Here is a 24,523-nt window from a genome sequence, read left to right on the forward strand (position 1 = left end):
TAGCCATCGAATCATGGCTAACGGTAGCAATCGTCTACGGAACGTGCCTTGTTCACCATGGCCATAACGGGGGCACTTGTCGGAGCATGGACGACATCGATGCCTATTGGCGTGCGGCCAACTACCTGTCGGTGGGCCAGATCTACCTGCTGGACAACCCACTCCTCACCGAGCCGTTGCGGCGCGAGCACGTCAAGCCGCGCCTGCTCGGCCACTGGGGCACCACCCCCGGGCTGAACTTCTGCTTCGCCCACCTGAACCGCGTCATCCGCGAGCGCGACCAGGACATGATCTACATCGCCGGACCCGGGCACGGGGGCCCCGCCGCCGTGGCGCACTCCTGGCTGGAGGGCTCGTACACCGAGCGCTACCCCGACGTCACGCAGGACGAGGACGGCATGCGCCGCCTGTTCCGGCAGTTCTCCTTCCCCGGCGGGATCCCCAGCCACGTGGCGCCGGAGACCCCCGGCTCAATCCACGAGGGCGGCGAGCTGGGGTACGCGCTCGCGCACGCGTACGGGGCCGCCTTCGACAACCCGGACCTGGTGGTGGCGTGCGTCATCGGCGACGGCGAGGCCGAGACGGGCCCGCTGGCGGCGAGCTGGCACTCCAACAAGTTCCTCAACCGGGAGCGCGACGGCGTGGTGCTGCCGATCCTCTCGCTGAACGGCTACAAGATCGCCAACCCGACGGTGCTCGCCCGCATCCCCGAGGACGAGCTGCTCAAGCTCATGGAGGGGTACGGCTACCGCCCGCACCTCGTGGGCCCGGACCACGAGGAGATGGCGCGCACCCTGGACGAGGCGTTCGAGCAGATCGCCGCGTACCGGGAGGGCGCCGAGAAGCGCCTGCCCATGATCATCCTGCGCACGCCGAAGGGCTGGACGGGCCCGAAGGTGGTCGACGGGCTGCCGGTGGAGGGCACCTGGCGCGCCCACCAGGTGCCGCTGTCGGCGGTGCACGACAACCCCGAGCACCTGGCGATGCTGGAGGAGTGGATGCGCTCCTACCGGCCCGACGAGCTGTTCGACTCCGGCGGGCGGCCGGTCCAGGGCATCCTGGACACGGTGCCGCGCGGCGAGCTCAGGATGAGCGCCAACCCGCACACCAACGGCGGCGAGCTGCTCACGCCGCTGCGGCTGCCGGACTTCCGCGCCCTCGCCGTCGAGGTCAAGGCCCCCGCCACCCAGTCGACCGAGCCGACCCGGGTGATGGGCAGGCTGCTGCGCGACGTCATCGAGCGCAACCCGCGCACGTTCCGGCTGATGGGCCCGGACGAGACCGCCTCGAACCGGCTCAGCGCGGTCTTCGAGGCGACCGACCGGACGTGGGAGGCCGGGCTGCTGCCCACCGACGAGCACCTGGGGCCGGCCGGGCGGGTCATGGAGGTGCTCAGCGAGCACCTGTGCCAGGGCTGGCTGGAGGGCTACCTGCTGACCGGCAGGCACGGCCTGTTCAACTGCTACGAGGCGTTCATCCACATCGTCGACGCGATGTTCAACCAGCACGCCAAGTGGCTGGAGTCGTCGCAGAAGATCCCGTGGCGGCGTCCGGTGGCGTCGCTGACGTATCTGCTGTCGTCGCACGTGTGGCGGCAGGACCACAACGGCTTCAGCCACCAGGACCCGGGCTTCCTGGACGTGGTGGTCAACAAGAAGGCATCGGTGGTGCGGGTGTACCTGCCGCCGGACGCGAACACGCTGCTGTCGGTCACGGACCACTGCCTGCGCTCACGCGACTACGTGAACGTGATCGTGGCGGGCAAGCAGCCGGTGCTGGACCTGTTCGGCATGGACGAGGCCATCGCGCACTGCACGCGCGGGCTGGGCATCCTGCCGTGGGCGTCCACGGACGCCGGCAGCGAGCCGGACGTGGTGCTGGCCTGCGCGGGCGACGTGCCGACGCTGGAGACGCTGGCCGCCGCCTCGATCCTGCGCGAGGAGATGCCGGAGCTGAAGGTCCGGGTCGTCAACGTGGTCGACCTGATGCGGCTGCAGCCGCCGTCGGAGCACCCGCACGGCATGCCGGACTCCGAGTTCGACACGCTGTTCACCACCGAACGGCCGATCATCTTCAACTTCCACGGCTACCCGACGCTGATCCACCAGCTCACCTACCGGCGCACCGGGCACGACAACCTGCACGTGCGCGGCTACAAGGAGGAGGGCACCACGACCACGCCCTTCGACATGTGCATGCTCAACGACATCGACCGCTTCCACCTGGTGATGGACGTGATCGACCGGGTGCCCGGCCTCGGCTCGAAGGCCGCCCACCTGCGCCAGCGCATGTCCGACGCCCGGCTGCAGGCCCGCGCCTACACCCGCATGTACGGCGAGGACGCCCCCGAGATCAGTTCGTGGACATGGCCGCACACATCCTCGTCCTGAACACGGGCTCTTCCTCCATCAAGTACGAGCTGATCGACGCCGAGTCGGGAGCCCGCCCCGCGCGCGGCGTCATCGAGCGGATCCACGAGGGCGAGGGCCTGCTGACCCACCATGCAGGCGACGCTCCCCCGTACCGGAGGAAGTGCGTCTACGCGGACCACGAGCAGGGCCTCGAAGCGGTGCTGGAGGCGTTCCGGACGGTGGGGCCGGAGCTGGACCCGGTGGCGGTCGGCCACCGGGTGGTGCACGGCGGTGAGCGGTTCGGCGAGGCGGTGCTGGTGGACGAGCCGGTGGTGGCCGCCATCGAGGAGCTGGCGCCGCTGGCTCCGCTGCACAACCGGGTGAACGTGACCGGCATCCGGGTGGCGCAGGCCGCCTTCCCCGGGGTGCCGCAGGTGGCGGTGTTCGACACGGCCTTCCACCGGTCGCTGCCGCCCGAGGCGTACACCTACGCGGTGCCGCGCGAGTGGCGCGAGCGGCTGGGCGTGCGCCGGTTCGGCTTCCACGGCACCTCGTGCGCGTACGTGTCCCGCAGGGCGGCCGCGTTCCTGGGCCGCGACCCCGCCGGAGTCAACCTGATCGTGCTGCACCTGGGCAACGGCGCCAGCGCCACCGCGGTCGAGGGAGGGCGCAGCGTCGACACCTCCATGGGCCTGACCCCGCTGGAGGGCCTGGTCATGGGCACCCGCTCGGGCGACGTCGACCCGGCGCTCTGCGCGTATCTGGGCCGGGTGGCCGGGTTCGACACGCAGGACGTGGAGGAGGCGCTCGGCCGCCACGGCGGCCTGCTCGCGCTCGCCGGCACCGGCGACATGCGCGAGGTGCGCCGGCGCGCGGCGGACGGCGACGGCGAGGCGCGGCTGGCGCTGGACGTCTACTGCCGGCGCATCCGCAAGTACGTGGGCGCGTACTACGCGGTGCTGGGCCGGGTGGACGCGATCGTGTTCACCGGCGGCGTCGGCGAGAACGACGCGGCGACGCGGGCCACGTCGCTGGCCGGGCTGGAGAGGTTCGGCGTCGCGGTGGACCCGGCGCGCAACGAGGCCGCGGGCGGCGGCGAGCGGGCGATCTCGCCGCCCGGGGCGGAGGTCGCGGTCCTGGTCATCCCCACCGACGAGGAGTGGGAGATCGCCCGTCAGGCGCTGGAGCTGATCTGAGGGAGGTCAGGAGGTGGCGGCCGTGCGCCGCACGGCCGCCACGATGTCGCTGTTGGGCAGCCCTTTGAGCAGGTACTCGCGGACGCCGACGCGGCGCATCTCGTCGACGGAGCGGGAGTCGCCGTAGGCGGAGAACGCCATCACCCTGGTGGCGGGCGACAGCCGGCGGATCTCCCTCGCCGCCCACGCCCCGCCGCCGGGCATCCGCACGTCGAGGATGGCGACCGCGGGCAGGTGGCGGACCGCCAGCCGCACCGCCTCCCGGGCGTCGGCGGCCACGGCGACCACGTCCAGGTCGGGCTCGGCCGTCAGCACCTCGGTGAGCACCTCGCGGATCAGCGGCTGGTCGTCGCCGATCAGGACGGTGAGCCGGTCCGGCGCGGCGCTCATGACCGCCTCGGCCGCACCGCGGGCACCCAGAACTCCACCGTGGACCCCTCGCCGGGACTGCTGTGGAGCTGCCACCAGCCGCCGGAGATCTCGGCTCGCTCGCGCATCTCGATCAGCCCGAAATGCCCCATCCGGGAGGAGCCGTCGCCCTGATCGGCGAAGCCGACGCCGTCGTCACCGACCTTGACGTGCACGCCCTGGTCGGCGGAGGCGAGCGAGACCCGCACGGAGGAGGCGTGGGCGTGCTTGCGCACGTTGGTGAGGGCCTCCTGGCAGATCCGGAACACGGTGATCGCGGTCTCCGGCGGCGGCTCCTCGTCGAGGTCGGGGACGAAGTCGTAGGTGAGGCCCGCGGTGGAGACGACCTGCTCCAGGTAGCCGGACAGGGTGTCGACCAGGCCGCCGCTGTCGAGGCCCGGCGGGTGCAGGAAGAAGGCGAGGTTGCGCAGGCGGCCGACGGCGGCGTTGACCGTGTCGTTGAGGCGCAGCACGGCTTCGGCGTGGTCGCCCGGCAGCTGGGAGGCCAGCAGTTGCAGGCGCATGCCGACGGCCACCATCGACTGGATGGTGTCGTCGTGCACGTCCCAGGCGATGCGCCGCCGCTCCTTCTCCTGGGCCTGCACCAGGTGGGCGAGGAGCCTGCCGCGCTCGTCGAGCGCGCGCTCGGCGTTGCGGCGCTCGCTCATGTCGCGGGTCACCTTGCCGAACCCGCGCAGCCGGCCCTCGCCGTCGCGCAGGGCCGTGATCACCACGTTGGCCCAGAACCGGGTGCCGTCCTTGCGCACCCGCCAGCCCTCGTCCTCGAACCTGCCTTCGGCGGCGGCGGTCTCCAGGCCGCGGGCGGGTCTGCCCGCCGCGATGTCCTCCGGCGGGTAGAAGATCGAGAAGTGACGGCCGGTGACCTCGTCGGCCGCGTAGCCCTTGATGCGCTGGGCGCCGGAGTTCCAGCTCATGACACGGCCGCCCGGATCCAGCATGAAGATCGCGTAGTCGCCGAGGCTCTGCAGGAGGAGCTGAAGGTCGACGTGCTCGTGCTCGGGCATAGTGCAGCTTCGCACGGCGGTGTCCCTCTGAGGGACCCGCACCCCCTCAATCGGCGGTGGTGACAGCGGTGAGAGGGGCCGCGAGCTCACACCAGACCACCTTCCCGCCCTCCTGGAGCGAGGTGCCCCAGGCGATGCTCAGTTCTTCGACGACGTGCAGCCCCCAGCCGTCGGACGGGCCGGGGCTCCGCGGCCTGGGCAACGCGTCGCTGGAGTCGCCGACCTCGACGCGGATGTGGCCGAGACCGCCGGCGATGCGCAGCACGGGTGCCCCGGCGCCGTGCACGAGGGCGTTGGTGACCATCTCGGAGACGACGAGCAGCACGTCCTCGAAGCGGCCTCGATAGCCCCACGTCATCAGGGTGTCACGGGCGACCTGCCGGGCGACGGAGATGCTGCCCATCTCCTCCGCGAGGTGGTGCTCCACCATGTGCGAGTCGAGTCCCGTGCCCATGGTCCTACTTTCGGCCACCCGAAGCCCGGCCGCGAGACGCAACCGCGCCGACCTTTCTGGTGCTGGTGCGGAACGGGACTGGTGCAGGTGCATCAGTCGAGCAGGCCCTCACGCCGGGCGATGGCCACCGCCTCCAGCTTGGACCGGGCCCCGAGCTTCTCCAGCACCCGCTGGATGTGGTTGCGGGCGGTGTTGCGGGCGATGCCGAGCCGCTCGCTCAGCTGGTCGGTGCTCACTCCCTCGGCGAGCAGGTGGAGCGTCTCACGCTCCCGCCCGGTCAGCGCGCCCCGGCCCGCCCGCCCGCGGCCGGCGAGCTGGTCGAGCACGGCGGGCAGCAGGCCCGGCCCGAACGCCACCCCGCCCGAGGCCACCTCGATCACCGCCGACTCGAGCTCGCGCAGCCCCGACGACTTCACCACCAGGCCCGCGCCACCGGCCTCCACCACGCGCACGGCGATCGCCGGCGTCGCCTCGGCGGTCAGAACCAGCACGCGGGCGCCGGGGGCGGCCTGCGAGATGCGGCCGATGGCCGTGATGCCGTCGCCGTCGGGCAGCCGCCGGTCGAGCACCACCACGTCGGGCAGGTGGGCGCGGGCGTCGGCCACGGCGGCGGCCACCGATCGGGACCTGGCCACCACCTTGATGCCGGGGTCGTGGTCGAGCGCCATCGCGATCGCCTCGGCCACCATGTCGTGGTCCTCCACGAGCAGAAGTCGCACGGGGGCGGGCGGGTGCGGCCCCTGCGAGGGTGACACGGCAGCTCCCCTTTTACCTGCTCCCGACGATTGTCTTCTCCGCACACTACCGTTCACCTGCTATGTCGGTTCCTCTCGGTGCCGACACTATGGGTGGAGATTGGTAATGTTCTCCCGTTGTTTTCGGATCAAGATGGATGGGATACAGCCGTGGAGGTCGAGCAGACGGCGCTGCCGGGGATAGGGCTGCGCCATGAGTTCACCACCCATTCAGGCCGAAGAATCGGGGTGATCTCGCACCGCACGGGGCGGCGTGATCTCGTCATCTACAGCAAGGACGACCCCGACCGGGCCTGCGAAGCAGTCAAGCTCAACGACGAGGAGGCCGACGCGCTCGTCGAGCTGCTCGGCGCCCCGCGCATCGTCGCGCGGCTCAACCAGGCGCACGCCGAGGTCGAGGGCCTGGTCAGCCTCCAGCTGCCGATCCCGGCCACCTCCCCGTACGTGAACAGGCCGATGGGCGACGCGCGCGTGCGGACCCGGACGAACGCGTCGATCGTCGCGATCGTCCGCAACGGGCAGGTCTACGCCAGCCCCGGCCCCGACTTCGTGCTCCTTCCCGGCGACATCGTGGTCGTGGTGGGCAGCGCGGACAGCACGGCCGAAGTCGGCGACATATTGGCTGAAGGCTAGGGCCGGGTGCATCACACAGCGATACTCTTCCTCGAATTCGGGGCCGTTCTCCTCGGCCTGGGCGTGCTCGGAGCGCTGGCGCTGCGCGCCGGCATCTCCGCCATCCCCCTCTATCTGATCGCCGGGCTCGCCTTCGGCACCGGCGGCGTCCTTCCTCTGGCCACCAGCGAGGAGTTCATCTCCATCGGCGCGGAGATCGGCGTCGTCCTCCTGCTGCTGACGCTCGGCCTGGAGTACAACGCCGACGAGCTGGTCTCCAGTCTCAAGGGCAACGCCCGCGCCGGCATCGTCGACCTCGTGCTCAACGCCGCGCCCGGCGCGATCCTGGCGCTGCTGCTCGGCTGGGGGCCGGTGGCCGCCCTGGCGATGGCCGGCGTCACGTACGCGACCTCCTCCGGCATCACCGCCAAGGTGCTGAGCGACCTGGGCTGGATCGGCAACCGCGAGACACCGACCGTGCTGTCGCTGCTGGTGTTCGAAGACCTCACGATGGCCGTCTACCTGCCGATCCTGACCGCCACCCTGGCCGGGCTCAGCCTGCTCAGCGGGGCGATCGCGGTGGGCATCGCGCTGGCCACGGTGACCGTGGTGCTGCTGATCGCGCTGCGGTTCGGCAAGTGGATCGAGGCGTTCGTCTCCAGCCCCAACAACGAGGTGCTGCTGCTGAAGGTCGTCGGCCTGGCGCTGCTGGTGGCCGGCATCGCCCAGCAGCTCCAGGTGTCGGCGGCGGTCGGCGCCTTCCTCGTCGGGATCGCCCTGTCCGGCCAGCTCGCGCACGACGCGCAGGCGCTGCTCGCGCCGCTGCGCGACCTGTTCGCGGCGGTGTTCTTCGTCTTCTTCGGCCTGCAGACCGACCCGACGAAGATCCTCCCGGTGGCGGCTATCGCCGCCGCGCTGGCGCTGGTCAGCATGCTCACCAAGCTGGCGACGGGCATGTACGCGGCCAGGCGGGCCGGCATCTCCAAAGCGGGTCAGGCCCGGGCGGGCATCGCCCTGGTGCCGCGCGGTGAGTTCAACATCGTCATCGCGGGTCTCGCGGTGGCGGCCGGCGCCCACCCCGACCTGGGTCCGCTGGCGGCCGCGTACGTCCTGATCCTGGCCGCCTTCGGCCCGCTCGCGGCCAAGCTCGTCCAGCCTCTCTTCGAAGCCATCGCCAAGCGCGCCTGACCGGCCGCGCGCTCTTCCGTTTCTGTCGGTGGGGTGTGGGAGGTTTGCCTCCGATCATCGAAGGAGGCGGCTGACGGTGGAGTTCACGGACAACGCCGGCGGCGACCGCGTGGTCGTCGCCGGCGAGCGGGTGGAGGCGGGCGCGCGATGACGACACGCGTGACGGCCGACACCACGATCGGCCCCGACGAGTGGGACGACCGCGACCTCGACGGCGAGACCTTCCGGCGGGTGCGGTTCGTCGACCTCGACATGATGGAGATGGCCGACGACGGCACGACCTTCGAGGAGTGCACGTTCAGCAACGTCCGCTTCAACGTGTCGGTCCACGCCGACGCCGCCTTCGTCGCGTGCACCTTCGGGAGCTGCTCGTTCTTCGACGCCGCGTTCAACGGCTGCAAGCTGACGGGCAGCACGTTCTCGGGCTGCACCTACGGGCTGCTCAAGGTCGACGGCGGCGACTGGTCGTTCACCTCGCTGGCGGGCGCCGACCTGCGGGGCAGCACCTTCGACGGGGTCCGCCTGCGCGAGGCCGACCTGTCGGGGGCCGACCTGACGGGCGCCACCCTGCGCCGCTGCGACCTCGGCGGCGCCGCGCTGCGCCGGGCCGACCTGACCTCGTGCGACCTGCGCGGCAGCGACCTGAGCACGCTCGACCCGTCGGCGGTCACCCTGCGCGACGCGACCGTCGACCCCCACCAGGCCACGATCATCGTCACCAGCCTGGGTCTCCAGGTCCTCCCCTGATCCGGTGTCAGGGGCGGCCGTCGAGGCGGTCGATCCTGGTGCCGAAGGCCCCGCCGGCCTCGGCGATGAAGTCGGCGGGGAAGCCGCGGGTGAAGGGCGCCGCCTGGGCGAGGCGGTCCATGGCCTCCTCGGGGAGGGTGACGTCCGCCGCGGCGAGGTTGTCGGCGAGCTGGCCGGGGGTGCTCGCGCCGACGATGGGGTGCACCACGCGCGAGCGGGCCAGGGTCCAGGCGATCGCCACCTGCGACGGCGTGACCCCCAGGTCGTCGGCCACGTCCATGACGGCTCTGGCCGCCGCGTGCTCGCGCTCCGTCACCGACCCGGGCTCGATCCTGGTGGGGGTCTCGGGAGCGGGGCCGGCGGTGTACTTGCCCGACAGCACGCCTTGGGCGAGCGTCGCCCAGGCGGCCACCGTCAGCCCCGACTCCTCCGCCATCGGCAGCAGCTCGCGCTCGACGTCGCGCCACAGCAGGCTGTAGGGCACCTGCAGGCCCGCGAACGGCGTCCATCCGCGCCACTCCGCCAGCGTGTTGGCCCGGCTCACCACCCACGCCGGCGCATCCGATATCCCGACATAGAGCACTTTGCCCGCTCGTACCACGTCGTCGAGGGCCCGCATCGTCTCCTCCAGCGGCGTGTGCCGGTCCCAGATGTGCACCCAGAGCAGGTCCACATAGTCGGTGCGCAACCGCCGCAGACTCCGCTCCAGGGAGAGCACGAGGTTCTTGCGGTGGTTGCCCGCCGCGTTGAGGTCGCCGGCGTCGCGGGTCAGGGTGTACTTGGTCGCCACCACGAACCGGTCCCGCCGCCCTTCCAGCACCTCTCCGACCACGCTCTCCGACTCGCCGTAGGCAGAGGCCGTGTCGACGACGTTGCCGCCCGCGTCCTCGTACAGGCCCATCATCGCGCGCACCCCGGGCGTCACCGCCCGCCACGTCATGGCGCCGAGGAACAGCTCCGACACCCTCAACCCGGTACGCCCGAGCAACCGGTACCTCATGGCCGACTTCCCTTCACTCGTCATTCCGTACGGGGTCCACCATGGCGGGGCCGCCGGCCGGGGAGGGAGACCGGGCGGAGACTGGCCCTGACAGGGCCACGATGCGCGGGCGCCGTCCCGCCTAGACTGCCCTGCGTGAGCGGGAACGAGCTGGCCGCCTACCTGCGCGGCCTCCGGGAAGCGGTCAGACCGGGCGACGTCGGCCTGCCGGAGGGGGCGCGGCGCCGCACCCCCGGGCTGCGCCGGGCCGAGCTGGCGACGCTGGCGGGCATCAGCGTCGAGTACCTGACCCGGCTGGAGCAGGGGCGCGACCGCAACCCGTCCGCCCAGGTGCTGGGGGCGCTCGCCGACGTGCTCGGGCTGAGCTTCGAGCAGCGGTTGCACCTGCGCCACCTGGCCAAGATGGCCGGCGGCGACGCGCTGCTCTGCTCCGCCGTCGCGTCCTCCCCCGCGCGCACGGTGCGGCCCACGCTCCGTGCGCTGCTCGACCGGCTGGAGCCGGCCCCGGCCGTCCTGCTCAACCGGCTGGACGACGTGCTGGCGCACACCGCCGGCTACGCCCTGATGGTGGCGGCGCTGGGCGTCCTCGACGACGATCAGCCCAACCTGGCCCGCTACGTGTTCACCGACCCCCGGGCGCGGGCCGCCTTCCCCGAGTGGAGCGCGGTGGCCGCCGGGCGGGCCACCGCCCTGCGCCTGGCCGCCGCCATGGGTGACGCGCGGGCCGGACACCTCGTCGAGGAGCTGACGATCACGGCCGGTGCGGTGTTCACCGAGCTGCTCCACGCCCCGCCGGCGCCGCCCGCGACCCCGTACCGCGAGCGGCTGGCCCATCCGGGCGCGGGCGAGCTCCGGCTGGTCGTGGAGTCCCTCGACCTGGCGGACGCCGACCAGCGGCTCGTCGTGTACCTTCCCGCCGACGAGACCACGGCCGCGGCCCTGGACCACCTGACCGGCCGCCAGCCCGGCGCCCTCCACGCGGTCACCGCCTGACCCAGGGAGCCGCGGGGAATGCGCGTGGTCAGGCGGGCGGGGCCAGGTGTCCGGCCGTGCGCCGGAGGGACGGAAGGTCCGCCAGGACGGTGGCGGCGCGGGCCTGGCGGGCGGCGGGGGTGGCCGCGCCCAGGTCGGAGAGCAGTTCGAGGAGGGTGTCCTCGGGGGCCGGCCGACCGGCCGCCGCGAGCTTGAGCAGGCAGCGCGCGTAGGTGGCCACCAGCCAGAAGACCGCCTCCCGGTGCAGACCGGCGTCGATGAGGGCGCGGCTGCCCCCGACGGCGATCGGCCGGGCGGCGGCGGTGATGTCGGAGTCGAAGCGGTAGCCGGGGGCGTCCACCCGCGCGGCCGTGTCGAAGAGCCGCTCCAGCCCGTCCAGATGGCGCCGGACCCGGCCCGGGGTCATGGTGGCGCAGCCGAGCAGGTCGAGGAGGTGCTCGTGGCGGTCGGCGAGGCCGCGGCCGGCGAGCAGCTCGCGGGTGGCCGCGTACCGGCGGCGGACGGTCGGGTTGCGCAGCCCGGCGACCAGCAGGACGTGCGCCGTCACCCCGGTGCCGAACAGCCACGCGTTCACCTGGTCGGGCAGCGGCCCCGGCGAGCCGGCGCCGGCCAGCCGGGCGCGGACCGTCTCCAGGGCGTGGTCACAGCGGGCCAGCACCCAGCGCCGCCCGGCGAACCGGCGGGACACCTCGCGGCCGAGGTCCGACAGCCGCCCGGTGGGGTCGGCCAGCACGCCGGGCCGGTGGAAGGCGCCGGCCAGGTGGTAGTCGCGCAGCACGGCCTCGGCCGACTCCACCCGGGTGGCGGGCAGGAACGACACGTCCAGGAGCGCTCCCCCGTACCGGACCTTGCGCCCGTGCCCGGCGGGCTCGTCGAGCACCACCATCACGTCCACGTCGGAGTGCGGCGGCAGCGCGGAGCCGGGCGGCGCCCACAGCGCCGAGCCGGTCAGGAACGCGCCGCCGAAGCCGGGCAGGCGGGCGCCCTCGTCGCGCACCCACCGGCGGGCCGTTTCCACGGCTTTCCCCACGCGCACGCCCGCCATCGTACGGGAGGTACGGCGCTCGCACCTGAGGGTAGGTTCGCGGCGGGCGGTCATGGGCAGCGAGTTGACATGAACGTGGCGGATCCCGAGCTGGAACGCCTGGTGTGCCAGGAGCTCACAGACGCCGGATTCGCCGTGGCGCCGTCCCGCAAGCCGAGCGACGGCGGGCTCAGCGTGTGGTGCGACCCGGAGCGCGGCGTGGTGGTGCGCTGGAGCGTCCCGTCCGGTGACCCCTCCCGTCACGACACCATCCGCACGGCCGTCCGGCTCGCGTTACGCACGATCCTCGGCGCGGCCGGGTTCGAGGTGGCGGAGGTGTCCGGGCGGGCGGAGCTGGTGGTCACCGCGGCGGGCCGCCCACCGCGTGAGGACGGCGCGAAGCCCGGGCTCACGACGCCATGACGCCGCGTCCCTCCGTGGCGGCCGGCCTGCCGATGACTTCCTGCCACCCTGGCGGTCATATCAGCGTTAAGGTGACAGACATGCAGAAGATCGTGCAGGACATCGCCGACGAGCTGGTGGCGTCGGGCGCGGAGCGCGGGCTGCAGGTGGCCGTCTACCGGCGGGGAGAGCTGCTCGCGGACGTGGTGGCCGGGGTGGCGGACGCGGCGACCGGGCGGCCGTTCACGTCAAGCACCCCCGTGTACGCGACCTCGACCGGCAAGGGCGTCACCGCGGCCGTGGTGCACGTGCTGGCCGAGCGGAAGGTGTTCTCGTACGACACGCCGATCGCCGAGCTGTGGCCGGAGTTCGGCGCGCGCGGCAAGGAGCGGGCGACGATCCGCCACGCCCTCTCCCACCAGGCCGGCGTGCCCGGCGTGCCGGAGGCGACCACGCCGGAGGACCTGTGCGACTGGGACCTGATGTGCGCGGCGATCGCGGACGCCGAGCCGTGGTGGGAGCCGGGCACCCGGTGCGGCTACCACCCGCAGACCTTCGGCTACCTGCTGGGCGAGGTGGTGCGCAGGGCCACGGGCAAGCGGATCTCGCAGGTGCTGGAGGAGGAGGTCGCCGGGCCGCTCGGCGTCTCGGGCGAGCTGTTCTTCGCCGTGCCGGAGGCGGAGCTGGACCGGCTGGCGCGGATCGAGGAGGTCGCCCCGCCGGTGACGCCGCCGCCGTCGCTGCGGAACGGGATCCCGTTCTTCCGGGTGGTCGGCGGCTACACGGCGGCGCCGATGGCGGCCATGCCGGACGCCGGATTCAGCAACCGGCGCGACGTGCTCACGGCCGAGATCCCGGCCGGCGGCACGATGACCGCCCGTGCGGTGGCGCGTGTCTACGACGCGCTGCTGACGGGCGAGCTGGTGCCGCCGGCGCGGCTGCGCGAGCTGTCGGCGCCCGCCGTGCGCGGCCTCGACGAGGTCACCGGCGTCGAGGCCGCGTGGGGGCTGGGCTACGCGATCGGGCTCACCCCGGGGCTCGCCGCGCCCACCGTGTTCGGCATGCCGGGCAGCGGCGGCACGGTGGCCTTCGCCGACACCGAGACCGGGCTGGCCGTCGGGATCCTGAAGAACCGCATCGGCGACTTCGCCACCGTGGACCGGATCGGCTCGGCGGTGCTCAGCGCAGCACCCTGACGTACCCGTCGCCGATCGGCTCGGTGTCGCCGAACACGTGCAGGTCCTCGCGGAACACGTCCAGGTAGGCCGCCTTGTCGTGGAACGTCCCTGACAGCGCGTCACCGTAGTCGATCAGCTCGCCGTGCGCGTGCCTGCGCGGCTCGTACCCGGTCTCCAGCCCCTTCTCCAGCAGCGCCGGGTCTCCCTCGGCGGCGCAGATGATCCCGGCGAGGATCTCGGCGTCGTGCATGGTGTAGCTCATGCCCATGCCGGTCATCGGGTGGCACGCGAACGCGGCCGAGCCGAGCAGGGCGGCGTTGCCCTTGTGGTACACCGGCACGCGCATCGCCGCCACGGGGATCTTCTGCCAGTGCGCGGGGCCGAGGACGTCGTAGGCGTCGTCGTTCTCGGTGACGAACTCCTTGAGCGCGTCCACGAGCAGGCCGTGCCCGAACACCTCGTCGTCGTCTTCCAGCGGCAGGCCGACGAACACGCGGGCCTGCTCCTCGTTGACCGGATACAGGTAGCTGAACCAGCCCTCGGAGTTGAAGTAGAGCCGGTTGAGCCGGGCGACGCTGGCGGTCAGCGGCACGGTGGCCACCCGCAGCATGTGCGGGTAGGAGGTGGTCTCCTTGGTGATGCCGAGCTCCTGGCGCACCATCGAGCGGGTGCCGTCGGCGGCGATGACCACCCCGGGCCGCAGCTCGCGGCCGTCGGCCAGGACCAGCCGGGCCACCCGGTCGCCGTCGCGCTCCAGGCTCTCGATCCGCGAGTCGAACCAGAACTCGACGCCCTCCATCGCGCAGGACGAGTAGATGACCTCGACCAGCTCGCGGTAGGGGCGGATGAGGAAGCCGTCGGGGTAACGGCATTCCTGGATCGGCTCGCCGTCGTGGTAGTAGCGGACGATGTCGCGTTTGAGCGAGTGCCGTTCCACCAGGCTCCCCAGCCCGTGCCGGGCCAGGACCGCCATGCCGGGGCGTTTGACGAAGTCGGCGCCGGCGGCCGGGATGGCCGTGCCCTGCTCCACGACGACGACGCTCCGGCCGCTGCGGCCCAGTAACAGGGCCAGGAAGCAGCCGCCGAGACCGGCGCCGACGATCGCTACGTCGCAGGATGTCGTCATTGCCATGATGAGAGCCCTTCTGGTGTTCTTGCGAGACGCGTGCCCCCGTGCACGCGGGGTTGCGAGCCGGGCCTCATGGCGTGGGCCTGGCCCCGCCCCAGCTGGGGCGGTACCGCCGGGACCGCGGCGTGGCCGGGGTCGGCGGCGGGCTGCGGGGGCAGCAGCGCGTCGGCTTCGGCGGCGACCGTGGCCAGCTGCATGCGCAGCTCCAGCAGCATCTTGCGGGGCACCAGGACCATGACCTCGCCGGTGGCGTGCGGCATCCGCAGCATCTTGATCAGGGCGAGCGTGCCGACCAGCACGGAGACGGCCACGCACACCGCCAGCGCGCTGGCCAGACCGCCCATGGGGCCCACCATGAAGGGATGGCCGATGACGACCGACACGGTGGCCACGCCGACGGCGCCGCCGACCATGCGGGACATGACGGCCGCGCCCACCGCGGAGGCGTACTGGTGCGGCTGGGCGGCCAGGGTGGTGGCCATGGAGGTGCCGGGCGCGAGCGCCCCCACCCCGACGCCCACGCCGACGCTCGCCGCGAGCCCCCACAGCGTGGGACCGCTCTGCGCCAGCGCCACGACACAGGAGCCGCCGCACGCGGTGGCGCCGACGTAGATGAGCCCGTACGGGCCCAGCTTGCGCACGACCTTGCCGCCCAGCCACGCGGTCACCGCCACGGCGACGGAGGTGGGCGTCAGCCACAGCGCGACCTCCAGCATGGGGAAGCCCAGGTGCAGGAGGTAGAGCGGCTGCAGCGCGAGCAGGCCGTACGACAGCACGCCGAATCCCCAGGTCGCGAGCCAGCCCCAGGCGAAGCCGGGCCGCCGCCAGAGCGTCAGGTCGACGGCGGGCACCCGGTGCCGGCGGGACCGCAGGAGCGACAGGACCAGCAGGACGAGCGCGCCGGCGGCCAGGTAGGCGCACACCACGCCCCACGAGGTCGCCTTGGAGATGGCCAGGACGATGGCCCCGATCGAGGCGGCCAGCAGGACCGCGCCGAGCATGTCGGGCCGCGTCCGGGCGCCGCTCCGGCCGGCGGGCAGGCCGGGCGGCAGCCAGGTGGCGGCGAGCAGCAGGAGCATGCCGACCACGACGACCGGCGCGAACAGCGCGCGCCAGCCGAACCCTTCCGCCAGCCAGCCGCCGCCCGCCTGCATGAGCAGGCAGCCGACGCCGGACGCGGAGCTCCACAGCGCGATGGCGCCGCGCCGCTGGTGCTCGGGCAGCTCGCCGAGGAGCACGGCGAGGCTGGCCGGGATCATGGCGGCGGCGCCGACCCCCTGCACGGCCCTGGCCGCGAGGACCATCGGCCAGTCGGGCACGGTGAGCGTGGCGAGCCCGCCGAGGACGAACACCACGAGCCCGATGATCAGCACGCGGCGGCGGCCGAACAGGTCGGCCCAGCGTCCCGCGGTGGCCAGCAGGGCCGCGATCGGCACGAACGCGGCGCTGGTCAGCCAGAGCAGGTCGTTCAGCGGCAGGGCGTTCCCGGCGTCGCCGTGCTGCATCAGGCCGACGGCGAGCGTGGTGGCCGTGGTGTCGGCCATGACGGTGAACATGACGCCGGCGCCTACCAGCCGCAGCAGCGTGCCGCGCCCGCGTGCGGGCTTTCGCGTGACCGGGTATGAGCCCGTCTCGACGACTGGCGACTGACGCAACGTGGCCACCTCCATGAGAGCCCGGATGTCGTTCCCGCCGCCCGGCGCGCCGGGCGGCGGTCGTGCCTTCCCGTCCCCGCCGCCGTCAGGCGCTGTAGCGTCCCGGCGACACCAGTCCGTACGGGTCCAGCGCGCCCTTGAGCCGGTAGAGCATGGACAGGGTCGCCGTCGAGGACTGGGCGTAGACGTCGGCGGCGGCGTTGTCGATGTCGGAGCGGTAGATGGGGCAGCCGTAGCCGCGCAGCAGGCCGTTGGCGTCCTGGCGCAGGCGGTGGGCGCGGGCCGGCGCGTCCGCCACGCCCCGGTCGAAGAAGATCTGGATGACGCCGTTGGCGAGGTTCCTGCTGACCATGTTCCACTCCATCATCGCCGCGGTGCCGTTGCACTCGACGGCCGCGCGGAGCACGGTCAGGAGGTTCTCGGTGGAGATCTCGTCCATCGGGAGCTTGGGCAGCAGCACGAGGAAGCCGATCTGGCCGGCGTCGACGTCGTCGCAGGAGGTGACGCCGAGCGCGTTGTGCACGCTCAGGCAGTTGGGGATGCCCTGGGCCATGAGCGCCCGCGGGTAGAGGGGGTCGTCGGGGCTCACCGCCGCGGCGTCCAGGACGCGGAGCCCTTCGGCGCCCTCGACCTCCAGCAGGTGCTTGCGCAGCAGGTCCTCGGCCAGGCGGACGGTCTCGCCGCTGCCGAGCAGCGGGCCGACGATGGTGAGCAGTTCGGGGTCCACCCCGTCCGGGAGCATCCAGCCGCCCCGGCTGGGCGTCAGCGACAGCTCGCGCACCCGCAGCAGCCCGTCGGCGGGGTTGCCGTTGCGCAGGAACGAACCCACCGCGCCCACGGCCCGGCCGGCCTGGTCGCGCGGGATGCGGGCGTGCACCAGCCCGATGGCCTGCGGGCGGGGCACCAGCGCGATGACGCCCGCGGTGATGATGCCGAGGTTGTGCTGGACGAAGGCGCCGGTCAGGTCGGGACCGGCGACGGCGCCGCGGTAGCGGCCCCAGTGGTCCAGCCCGCCGGTGCTGACGAGGCTGCCGTCGGCGAGCACGGCCTCGAGCCCGGCGAGGTCGTGCACGCGGGAGCGGATCGAGCCGTCGCCGCGCTCCAGCGCGTTGCCGACCACGGAGGTGTCGGCGCACGAGGAGGTGACGTTGAGCATCCAGTCGGTGTCGCGCAGCTCCTCGGCGAGCTGGCGCTGGGTCACTCCGGGCTCGATGACGGCGAAGCCGTTCTCCAGGTCGAGGCTGCGGATGCGGTTCATGGCGCTGAGGTCGACGACCACGTTCTCGTCCTTGGCCGGCACGCCGGAGCCCATGCCCCAGTTGCGCCCGGTGCTCAGCGGATATAGACGACGCCCCTCGACGGCTGCCCGCCGCACCACGGCGCGTACCTCGTCGACGTTCTGGGGCCGCGCGACGCCCGCGATCATCCGCGCGCGGTGTGCTCCGACGTCGCGTACTGCTGACGCCAGTCGCGTGTGACCTTGCATGACACTCCTTGGTGAGCCGAGACATTCCCCGCGGGTCGCCGGCCGCTTCGCCGGGTCTCCCCCCTCATTGGTTCGCGATCAGGCGGTGCGCTTGAGCAGGTCGTCGATGGAGCCGATGGCCCTGTTCGATATCTCCCGGATCTGCCACAGCCGCTCGGTGACCTGGGTGTCAGGCTCGATCGGCTCGGGTGCGGCGATCTCTTCCAGGTGGTCGTAGACGGCCAGACGCGGCTTGGGCGGCTGCCGGTCTCCGTCGTAGGGGTGGCGGTAATCGGGGTGGACGTGCATGGCGGGGCTCCTACCGAACGGGTTCTGGGTCGCGGTCGGCCGTGACGTCGGTGCGGCGCCGTCGGGGGTAACGCTCATCTCGCTGGTCACCTCCCCTTTCAGGACATCCGCGAAGTGCTCTGTAAACCCTGAACTACTTGTTCACGCCCTGATCCTGCCATTTACCGTCAAGCTGTCAACTGCTACTTAACGAATGCGTTGGAATGCCCCCGTGGGTCACAGGGCGGCTCGCAGGAACCTTCAGGCGCGCCGGTCAGCCGGCGTGGAAGACCGCCCGAAACCGTTCCGGTAGTGCTCGGAAAGGGGATCTCGGCCACGGAAGGGGGCCGCGGGCGAGCCGTCCGCCATGTAACCCGAAGGTCAGGCGCGGCTACCCTGCGGGAGGGTAAGAGAGCAACCACGGAGTAACGGGTCGTGACAGCCCGCAAGCGGGATCAGGCCCGCCCGAATTCGGGGGTTTCGTTGCGCTATGTGAGTTCTTTCATCATCTGAAAGCGAGGGCGCGACCGTGCGCCCTCGCCTGAAAACCGCGCGAAAGAGGGCGTCAGCGCCCGCGTCGGTCGTCGCGCTCGTCGCCCTCGTCGATGGTCGTGCCGTCCCGGTCGACCTCGAAGCGCTCCTTGCGGACCTCCCCCTGCACCGTCTCGTCCTTGCGGACTCTCTCCTTGTGCAGGCGCACGCGCTCGACGGGCCGGGTCTCCTTGCCGACGACCGGGCGCTCCTCGTACAGGGTGATGGACTCCTCGTCCTCCTCCAGCTCGCGCCCCTCCAAGGGCTGGCCGCCGGAGATCGGCTCGCGCTCGATCACGACCTCGTCGTGCTCCAGCGGGATGCTCTCCTGGACGTTCTCGCTGTCCACGTACTTGCGCAGCCGGACGTGGCCGGCCTCCCTCGTCTCCTTGCCGACGTGCATCGTCTCCTCGGAGCGGGTCATGTCGACATCCCGCTCGGTCCCCCGCGCGCCGCGCCGCTCGGGCGCGGGCCCGGTGACCTTTCCGGTCATCCCGGCGGTCGTTCCGGACGTTCCGGTCGTTCCGGTGGTCGTTCCGGTCGTGCCCTCGGGCTTGCGCTGGCTGGGGATGGTGGACGGCTGCATGCCGTAGTAGCGGTAGAGCCCGGCCTCCTCCTCCAGGGTCAGGTGTTCGTCCACGTCGATGCTGGGCGCGCCCTTGATGATCTCCTTGACGAACGGGACGCGCAGTTCGTTGCCGGACCGGCGCGAACCGGTCAGCGGCACGAAGTTCTGCTTCATGCCGAACATCCCGGTGCGCACCGTGACCCACTCCGGGTCCCCCGTGCGGTCGCTGAGGTAGACCTGGCCGACCCTGCCGACCCGCTGACCATCGGAGTCGATGACATCGCAGTCGAAAAGGCTCCGGATCTCTGTCTGCATAGCCACGACGATTCCCCCGAATTGTTCGTTCTGACGGCCGCTTCGCCGGACCGACAGGTGGCTCAAGACGGGCAAATACCCCCATACCTGCACAAACGCACGCTCACCCGGGATGTTTTGCGTAATTCGGGGTTGACGCCTCAGGAGTTCTCCGGGGCCGGGGCGCCGCTGTCCGGCGCCGGCGCCTCCCCGCCGGGGATCTTGCCGATCTCGTCGAGATGCATCTCCAGCGCCGGGAGCGCCTTCTCCGCCAGCTGCTTCACCTGGGGCGACGTGCCGCTCTGGATCTCGGTCTGCGTGGCGGTGATGGCCTTCTCGTGCGCCTTGCGCATGGCGATCAGGAACTCCTGGTTGAAGTCGGCGCGCGAGGCGTCGCGGAGCCCGGCGATGACCTTCTTCTGCTCGCCCGAGGTGTTCTTGGGCAGGCTGACGCCGAGTTGCTCGGCGGTCTTCACGACCTCCTGATCGAGCTTGGTGTGGTCCTCGACCAGCATCGTGCCCAGCCTCTGGACCGCCTCGGAGGTGCTCTTGTGCTGGGCCAGGTCCCCCGCCTGGATCTCGGCCATGTTGCCCTGGTGGATCTCCCGGAGCCAGATCCGGTCCTGGTCGGAGGGCTGAGCGGGAGAGGCCGTCCCCGGCGAGGCCGCGGTGGGCGAGGCGGGCGTGGCGAGCCCCGCGGACGTGCTGGGGCCGCTGTTGCAGCCGGTGACGGCGGTCACGGCGGCCAGGAGCAGGGCGAGGTACGGGCGCGGAACGGACATGCTGAATCCCCCGACGATCTGTGATGGTGCGTTGACGGAGAGTCATCCAAGCGCGCCCGGCGGGCCCGGCCCGCCACGCCACGCCGGTTCGCCGGTAAAAGTCCCGGCCACAAAGGTTAGGACCCGGACAGACCGGGGAATGGCAGGCGACTCATGTACGTCGAATCCGAGGAGGAGCCGTAGTGCTCACCCTGACAGCTAATGCAGCCCAGGCGATCCGCAATCTCACGGCGGGCGCGCCCGAGCCGGCGCAGGGCGGCATCCGCATCGCCTCCAGCGATGACGACGCCAGCTCGCTGACCCTGTCCCTGGCCACGGCTCCCGAGCCGGCTGACGCGGTCGTGGAGTCGGAGGGCGCCCGCGTCTACCTCGACCCGGTGGCCGCGACGGTGCTGGACGACAAGTCACTCGACGCCGGCGCCGACGACCAGGGGGCGGTGTCCTTCCTGGTGACCGAGCGCGCCGGCTGACACCGCAGCTCGGCACGCCGCCGGGTCCGGCACGGTCCACGTGCCGGATCGGCGGCGTGCCAGGCGGGCGTCAGGCGAACAGCGCGGCCAGGTGGCGGCGCTGCTCCTCGCGCTGGTAGCCGCTCCCGCCCTCGTGGCCGTTCCACGGCCACACCGTGATCTCCTTCGGCCCCTGCCAGTGGTTGTAGGCGGCGAAGACCGTCGACGGCGGGCAGACGAAGTCCATCAGCGCCACCGAATATAGCGCCGGCACCGTGCCCCGAGCCGCGAAGTTGACCCCGTCGAAGTACGAGAGCGTCCGGAACACCTGGTCGGCGGCCTCGCGCCGGGTGGCGAGGAACCGGACCAGCTCCTGGTACGGGTCGCGGTCGGTGATCTCGACGGCCCGGCGGAAGTGCGTCAGGAACGGCACGTCCACGAGCGCCGCCGCCACCGACGGGTGCAGCGCTGCGGTGGCCTGCGCGATGCCGCCGCCCTGGCTGCCGCCTGACACCACGATCCGGCCCGCGTCCACGGACGGGTGGGCCGCCGCCGCGTCGACGGCCCTGACCGCGTCGGCGAACACCCGGCGGTAGTAGTAGTCGTCCGGGTCCATGATCCCGCGGGTCATCATGCCGGGAGCCTGCGGGCCCGCCGCGCCGTGCGGGTCGCCGGTGGCGCCGGGCGACTGCACGCTGGCGCCGCCGTGGCCGCGGGTTTCCATCACGAACACCGCGTACCCGGCCGCCGGCCACATCAGGTGGTCGTGCGGGAAGCCGCGCCCGCCGCTGTAGCCGATGTAGTGCATCACGCACGGCAGCGGGGCCCCGGCGCCGCGCGGGATGAGGAACCAGCCGTTGATCCGGTGCCCGCCCCACCCGGCGAACGAGACGTCGAACGCGTCCACGTGGGCGAACGGCAGCTCGTACGGGGTGAACTCCGCGTCCAGCGCGAACTCGCGGGCCTCGGCGAGCGTGCGGGCCCAGAACGCGTCGAAGTCGGCGGGTTCGTCACGGTCGGGGCGGTAGTCGCGGAGTCGCTCAAGCGGCAGATCGAACAGGGGCACAGATACTCCAACCTTTCGGGATGGAGACATTTCATCGCATCCACGCACATCAGCGCCACAGCGTGCACGATCATCAGGAATCCGGGTAGCTGACCCCCGTGAACGTGCACCTGTTCCAGACTTCCCGCCCCCACCTGGCGCCGGGCATGATCCTCGACGCCCCTCTGGACTACGACGACTTCATCCTGGGGTTCGGCGACGAGACCGAGGCGCGGGCCGAGCTCTTCTTCATCGGCGGCCGCCCGTTGCTGGTCGTCGGGGGTTACATGACCATGGACGGCACCGTCGTCGACGAGCGCATGTGGACCGTCAGCGAGGTGATCGTGAGCGGCGACCGGCGCATCCTGCGCCTGGGGCACCCGCTGGAGTGACCGGCGTCAGGGGTGGTACGGCCGGACGCGCGGCCACCACCCGGGCACGGCGCGGCGGTATCGCTCGTAGTCGGCGCCGAACCTGCCGAGCAGGCGCGGCTCCTCGTACCAGTGCGCGAAAGCGCCCATCGCCGCCCCGGCCACCGCCGCGTACACCAGCAGCCCGGCGTCGCCGAACAGCAGCGCCTGCCCCAGGATCGCCGCCAGGACGCCCACGTACATCGGGTTGCGCACGTGGCGGTAGAGGCCGCCGACGACCAGCCGCCCGGGCGCCGCGATCGGGGCCGGCGTGCCGGAGCCCTCGGCGACGAACCGGACGAACGCGTCCACGACGACGGCCGCCCCGGCCAGGAGCAGCAGCACGCCCGCCACCCTGAGGGGGATCATCCATGCGCCGGGCAGGGGCGAGCGCGGCTCCCAGCCGGAGACCCACCAGGGGCCCAGGCCCGCGACGACGCCCGGGGCGGCGAGGAAGAAGATCGCACTGCCGATCGCGGCTGATGTCCTGCGCATGGCCCACCCCTTATTTCATCACATGATGACTTCTTCGGATCGGCCCGTCAACCCCGGGGAACGCGAAATGCCGCACCCGTCGAAACGGGTGCGGCATTTCGTCCGCACGATGAATCACCGAAGGGAATCCGCCTGCCGGACTTTCGCCACGGCCTGCGGCCGGGCCGGAAAACGAGCGGCGGGTTCATTCCCCTCCGCTACGGGCGACGAGCCCCAGCGGCTTTTTCAGGCGGTCTTCTTCTTCTGGTCGGTGCGCCACCACGGCTCGCTGCCGTTCTCGACGAACGGCCACACCCACCACTTGTTGTTGTGGTGGTGCTTCTTGGCGTAGTAGCCGTGACCCCACTTCTCCTTGTGAGGAGCCTTGTACTTGCCCCAGTCGCCGCGGGCGTGGTCACCGTTGTACGTGTCCCACTCGGCGCGGTCGCCGTCGCCGTACTTCTCCCACTCGCCGCGGTCGCCGTTGTACTTCTGCCACTCGCCGTGGTCGCCCTTGTACTTGCCCCAGTCACCGTGGTCCTGGATGCCGTTGTACGTGTCCCGCTCGCCGCGGTTCCGGTCGCCGTTGTACTTGTCCCACTCGGCGCGGTCGCCCTTGTACTTGTCCCACTCGCCGCGGTCCTCGTTGTACTGCTTCCAGTCACCGCGGTCCTGGTAGCCCTTGCGCCCGTCCCACTCGCCGCGCTCGTCGTCGCCCTTGCGCTTGCCCCAGTCGCCGTCGCGGTCCTTGTGCTTGAACCCGTCGTCGTGGTGGCGGCCCTTGTGCTCGAACTCGTCGTCGTCGACGTCATCGTCGAGGTCGCGGTGGTGGTGGTGACCCTTGTTCTTGAAGAACCAGTTGCCGTCGTGGTGGCGGTGCCCGCAGTTGTGGCAGCCGCGACGGTGCCCGCAGCTGTGGCACCTGTAGCGGTGCCCGCACTTGCGGTGCTTGCAGAGAATCGGCTTCTCGTGCACGACGACGGCGGTACCGGCCACCTGGCCGGTACCGGCGACGGCCTGTGCCGCGGGGAGGAGCGTCGCTCCGGCGGCGGCCGCCGCCAGCGCGAGACCGGCGACCCGCCTGCCGGAGCGGATACGGCTTGCAATGTTCATGGGCGATGGTTTCCGTTCATGGTTCATCGATCTGGAAGCGGGCTCTGAAACGCCTCGCGACAGCCGCGAACATACCCTTGCCGCGAAGCAGGACTATCTCGCCACTCAGCAATACCGGTTCAAAAAAACGCCATTCTAGGGAACCAAAAAGAAGGCGGCCCAAAATGTCCGAATTTGTCCTGGCCTGCTCTTTACAGAATGAGACCCTCCGGCGGGATCACCATTTCCTAACAAGGGATACGTTAACTCCGTGATCAACGCCTGCCGCATTCTCGCGCTCGTCCTGTGCCTCGCTCTCCCGACGGCCGCCCCTTTCATCTCCCCGGCGGCGGCCGACGACGGCTGGGGCGAGGACGAGGAGATCGACCTGCGGCCCGGAGACCGCGGCGAGGACGTCAGGTGGCTCCAGCAGCGGCTGCGCCAGATGGGCTACCTGTTCACCAAGGCGACCGGCAGCTACGACAAGGACACCCGCTTCGCGGTGTGGGCGTTCAGGAAGAGCCAGGGCATGCAGGCCGCGAACATCGTCGACACCGACGTGTGGCGGAGGCTGACCCGGCCCAGGAAGGTTCGCCCGCTGGTGAAGACCGGGTCGGCCAACCGGGTCGAGATCGACCTGCGCCGCCAGCTCCTGACCGTCTACCGCCGCGGCCGGCCGGTGCTCATCTCGCACACCTCGACGGGCGCCGGGGTGCGGTTCTGCCAGGGCGGCCGCTGCCGCGTCGCCGTCACCCCGATCGGCGACTTCCGCGTCTACAAGCGCGCGCCCGGCTGGACGACGGGCCCGCTGGGCTCGATGTACAACTCGCTGTACTTCGTGGGCGGGGTGGCGATCCACGGCGGCCGGAAGGTGCCGTCGTGGCCCGGCTCCCACGGCTGTGTGCGCCTCCCCATGTCGATAGCCGACCGTCTCTACCGGATGGTGACCATCGGGGAGCCGGTGTACGTCAGGCAGGGCCACAAGCTGAAGGGCTAGGCCGCCGCGCC

27 protein-coding genes are annotated in these 24,523 nt (G+C 71.7%); 12 read left to right on the top strand and 15 right to left on the bottom strand.

Annotated features, from left to right (window positions below; translation table 11 throughout):
• Window positions 1-86 precede the first annotated feature (86 nt).
• Together ABD999_RS05125 and ABD999_RS05130 are read left to right on the top strand one after the other, a co-directional pair.
• Window positions 87-2,390: a phosphoketolase family protein gene (locus ABD999_RS05125; protein WP_219544295.1), complete on the top strand. Its 2,304-nt coding sequence runs from the start codon at window positions 87-89 to the stop codon at window positions 2,388-2,390.
• A complete protein-coding gene (locus ABD999_RS05130; protein WP_271276198.1) occupies window positions 2,366-3,547 on the top strand; it encodes an acetate/propionate family kinase in 1,182 nt (393 codons plus the stop codon). The genes ABD999_RS05125 and ABD999_RS05130 overlap by 25 nt, the downstream gene beginning before the upstream one ends.
• Before the next feature lie 6 nt (window positions 3,548-3,553).
• On the opposite strand, the gene ABD999_RS05135 is transcribed toward ABD999_RS05130, so the two are convergent.
• The 4 genes from ABD999_RS05135 to ABD999_RS05150 form a co-directional block, all read right to left on the bottom strand.
• On the bottom strand, window positions 3,554-3,937 hold the full coding sequence (locus tag ABD999_RS05135; RefSeq protein ID WP_148032098.1) for a response regulator: 384 nt from the start codon (window positions 3,935-3,937) through the stop codon (window positions 3,554-3,556).
• Entirely contained in the window at window positions 3,934-4,995 is a 1,062-nt protein-coding gene (locus ABD999_RS05140) for a PAS domain-containing sensor histidine kinase (RefSeq protein WP_271279531.1), read from the bottom strand. Before ABD999_RS05140 ends, ABD999_RS05135 begins: the two co-directional genes overlap by 4 nt.
• Window positions 4,996-5,026: 31 nt before the next feature.
• Complete coding sequence (locus ABD999_RS05145; RefSeq protein WP_271279530.1) at window positions 5,027-5,434, bottom strand: ATP-binding protein; 408 nt, start codon at window positions 5,432-5,434, stop codon at window positions 5,027-5,029.
• A gap of 92 nt (window positions 5,435-5,526) precedes the next feature.
• Entirely contained in the window at window positions 5,527-6,189 is a 663-nt protein-coding gene (locus tag ABD999_RS05150; RefSeq protein ID WP_271279529.1) for a response regulator transcription factor, read from the bottom strand.
• Window positions 6,190-6,339: 150 nt separating this feature from the next.
• Here ABD999_RS05150 and ABD999_RS05155 point away from each other — a divergent pair, with 150 nt between their 5' ends.
• The 3 genes from ABD999_RS05155 to ABD999_RS05165 all read left to right on the top strand — a co-directional run bounded on the left by ABD999_RS05155 (window position 6,340) and on the right by ABD999_RS05165 (window position 8,736).
• On the top strand, window positions 6,340-6,822 hold the full coding sequence (locus ABD999_RS05155) for a cation:proton antiporter regulatory subunit (protein WP_148032100.1): 483 nt from the start codon (window positions 6,340-6,342) through the stop codon (window positions 6,820-6,822).
• A 6-nt stretch (window positions 6,823-6,828) separates the two neighbouring features.
• Window positions 6,829-7,989: a cation:proton antiporter gene (locus tag ABD999_RS05160; protein ID WP_148032101.1), complete on the top strand. Its 1,161-nt coding sequence runs from the start codon at window positions 6,829-6,831 to the stop codon at window positions 7,987-7,989.
• A gap of 147 nt (window positions 7,990-8,136) precedes the next feature.
• Window positions 8,137-8,736: a pentapeptide repeat-containing protein gene (locus ABD999_RS05165; protein WP_271279528.1), complete on the top strand. Its 600-nt coding sequence runs from the start codon at window positions 8,137-8,139 to the stop codon at window positions 8,734-8,736.
• 7 nt (window positions 8,737-8,743) lie between these two features.
• Here the strand turns inward: ABD999_RS05165 and ABD999_RS05170 are convergent, their stop codons facing one another.
• Complete coding sequence (locus ABD999_RS05170) at window positions 8,744-9,736, bottom strand: aldo/keto reductase (protein WP_271279527.1); 993 nt, start codon at window positions 9,734-9,736, stop codon at window positions 8,744-8,746.
• 135 nt (window positions 9,737-9,871) lie between these two features.
• Between ABD999_RS05170 and ABD999_RS05175 the strand changes: the two genes are divergently transcribed.
• A complete protein-coding gene (locus tag ABD999_RS05175; RefSeq protein ID WP_271279526.1) occupies window positions 9,872-10,729 on the top strand; it encodes a helix-turn-helix domain-containing protein in 858 nt (285 codons plus the stop codon).
• A gap of 28 nt (window positions 10,730-10,757) precedes the next feature.
• Here the strand turns inward: ABD999_RS05175 and ABD999_RS05180 are convergent, their stop codons facing one another.
• Window positions 10,758-11,765 (bottom strand): hypothetical protein, encoded by a 1,008-nt coding sequence (locus ABD999_RS05180; protein WP_271279525.1) that lies wholly within the window; start codon window positions 11,763-11,765, stop codon window positions 10,758-10,760.
• A 78-nt stretch (window positions 11,766-11,843) separates the two neighbouring features.
• On the opposite strand from ABD999_RS05180, the gene ABD999_RS05185 reads away from it, so the two are divergent.
• Together ABD999_RS05185 and ABD999_RS05190 are read left to right on the top strand one after the other, a co-directional pair.
• On the top strand, window positions 11,844-12,176 hold the full coding sequence (locus ABD999_RS05185) for a hypothetical protein (protein WP_271279524.1): 333 nt from the start codon (window positions 11,844-11,846) through the stop codon (window positions 12,174-12,176).
• 80 nt (window positions 12,177-12,256) lie between these two features.
• Window positions 12,257-13,351 carry a serine hydrolase domain-containing protein gene (locus ABD999_RS05190; RefSeq protein ID WP_271279523.1) on the top strand — a complete coding sequence of 365 codons (1,095 nt, stop codon included), beginning with the start codon at window positions 12,257-12,259 and terminating at the stop codon, window positions 13,349-13,351.
• On the opposite strand, the gene ABD999_RS05195 is transcribed toward ABD999_RS05190, so the two are convergent.
• The 6 genes from ABD999_RS05195 to ABD999_RS05220 form a co-directional block, all read right to left on the bottom strand.
• A complete protein-coding gene (locus ABD999_RS05195) occupies window positions 13,335-14,459 on the bottom strand; it encodes an FAD-dependent monooxygenase (protein ID WP_271279522.1) in 1,125 nt (374 codons plus the stop codon). The two genes, ABD999_RS05190 and ABD999_RS05195, sit on opposite strands and share 17 nt — an antisense overlap.
• Window positions 14,456-16,117: an MFS transporter gene (locus ABD999_RS05200; RefSeq protein ID WP_187281201.1), complete on the bottom strand. Its 1,662-nt coding sequence runs from the start codon at window positions 16,115-16,117 to the stop codon at window positions 14,456-14,458. Before ABD999_RS05200 ends, ABD999_RS05195 begins: the two co-directional genes overlap by 4 nt.
• 85 nt (window positions 16,118-16,202) lie before the next feature.
• Complete coding sequence (locus tag ABD999_RS05205) at window positions 16,203-17,603, bottom strand: FAD-binding oxidoreductase (protein ID WP_148032110.1); 1,401 nt, start codon at window positions 17,601-17,603, stop codon at window positions 16,203-16,205.
• A gap of 78 nt (window positions 17,604-17,681) precedes the next feature.
• Complete coding sequence (locus tag ABD999_RS05210) at window positions 17,682-17,969, bottom strand: hypothetical protein (RefSeq protein WP_148032111.1); 288 nt, start codon at window positions 17,967-17,969, stop codon at window positions 17,682-17,684.
• A gap of 466 nt (window positions 17,970-18,435) precedes the next feature.
• Window positions 18,436-19,284 carry a PRC and DUF2382 domain-containing protein gene (locus ABD999_RS05215; RefSeq protein ID WP_271279520.1) on the bottom strand — a complete coding sequence of 283 codons (849 nt, stop codon included), beginning with the start codon at window positions 19,282-19,284 and terminating at the stop codon, window positions 18,436-18,438.
• A 140-nt stretch (window positions 19,285-19,424) separates the two neighbouring features.
• The gene (locus ABD999_RS05220; RefSeq protein ID WP_187281202.1) at window positions 19,425-20,045 is read right to left on the bottom strand and encodes a DUF4142 domain-containing protein; all 621 of its coding nucleotides are present in this window, start codon (window positions 20,043-20,045) and stop codon (window positions 19,425-19,427) included.
• A 182-nt stretch (window positions 20,046-20,227) separates the two neighbouring features.
• Here ABD999_RS05220 and ABD999_RS05225 point away from each other — a divergent pair, with 182 nt between their 5' ends.
• Window positions 20,228-20,515 carry an iron-sulfur cluster biosynthesis family protein gene (locus ABD999_RS05225; protein WP_148032115.1) on the top strand — a complete coding sequence of 96 codons (288 nt, stop codon included), beginning with the start codon at window positions 20,228-20,230 and terminating at the stop codon, window positions 20,513-20,515.
• Window positions 20,516-20,585: 70 nt separating this feature from the next.
• Here the strand turns inward: ABD999_RS05225 and ABD999_RS05230 are convergent, their stop codons facing one another.
• Window positions 20,586-21,560, bottom strand: a complete 975-nt coding sequence (locus ABD999_RS05230; protein ID WP_148032116.1) for an acetylxylan esterase — start codon at window positions 21,558-21,560, stop codon at window positions 20,586-20,588.
• A gap of 98 nt (window positions 21,561-21,658) precedes the next feature.
• On the opposite strand from ABD999_RS05230, the gene ABD999_RS05235 reads away from it, so the two are divergent.
• Window positions 21,659-21,931, top strand: a complete 273-nt coding sequence (locus ABD999_RS05235; RefSeq protein WP_271280295.1) for a hypothetical protein — start codon at window positions 21,659-21,661, stop codon at window positions 21,929-21,931.
• Between the two features lie 6 nt (window positions 21,932-21,937).
• On the opposite strand, the gene ABD999_RS05240 is transcribed toward ABD999_RS05235, so the two are convergent.
• On the bottom strand, window positions 21,938-22,444 hold the full coding sequence (locus ABD999_RS05240) for a methyltransferase family protein (RefSeq protein ID WP_219544282.1): 507 nt from the start codon (window positions 22,442-22,444) through the stop codon (window positions 21,938-21,940).
• 225 nt (window positions 22,445-22,669) lie between these two features.
• Entirely contained in the window at window positions 22,670-23,536 is an 867-nt protein-coding gene (locus ABD999_RS05245) for a hypothetical protein (protein WP_271280294.1), read from the bottom strand.
• Here ABD999_RS05245 and ABD999_RS05250 point away from each other — a divergent pair.
• Together ABD999_RS05250 and ABD999_RS05255 are read left to right on the top strand one after the other, a co-directional pair.
• Window positions 23,535-23,675 carry a hypothetical protein gene (locus ABD999_RS05250; RefSeq protein ID WP_187281204.1) on the top strand — a complete coding sequence of 47 codons (141 nt, stop codon included), beginning with the start codon at window positions 23,535-23,537 and terminating at the stop codon, window positions 23,673-23,675. The genes ABD999_RS05245 and ABD999_RS05250 overlap by 2 nt on opposite strands.
• Window positions 23,676-23,786: 111 nt before the next feature.
• Window positions 23,787-24,512 (top strand): L,D-transpeptidase family protein, encoded by a 726-nt coding sequence (locus ABD999_RS05255; protein ID WP_271280292.1) that lies wholly within the window; start codon window positions 23,787-23,789, stop codon window positions 24,510-24,512.
• Window positions 24,513-24,523 lie beyond the last annotated feature (11 nt).

This window comes from Nonomuraea ferruginea, assembly GCF_039540635.1.
In the GTDB taxonomy this organism is placed as follows: Bacteria; Actinomycetota; Actinomycetes; order Streptosporangiales; family Streptosporangiaceae; genus Nonomuraea; species Nonomuraea ferruginea.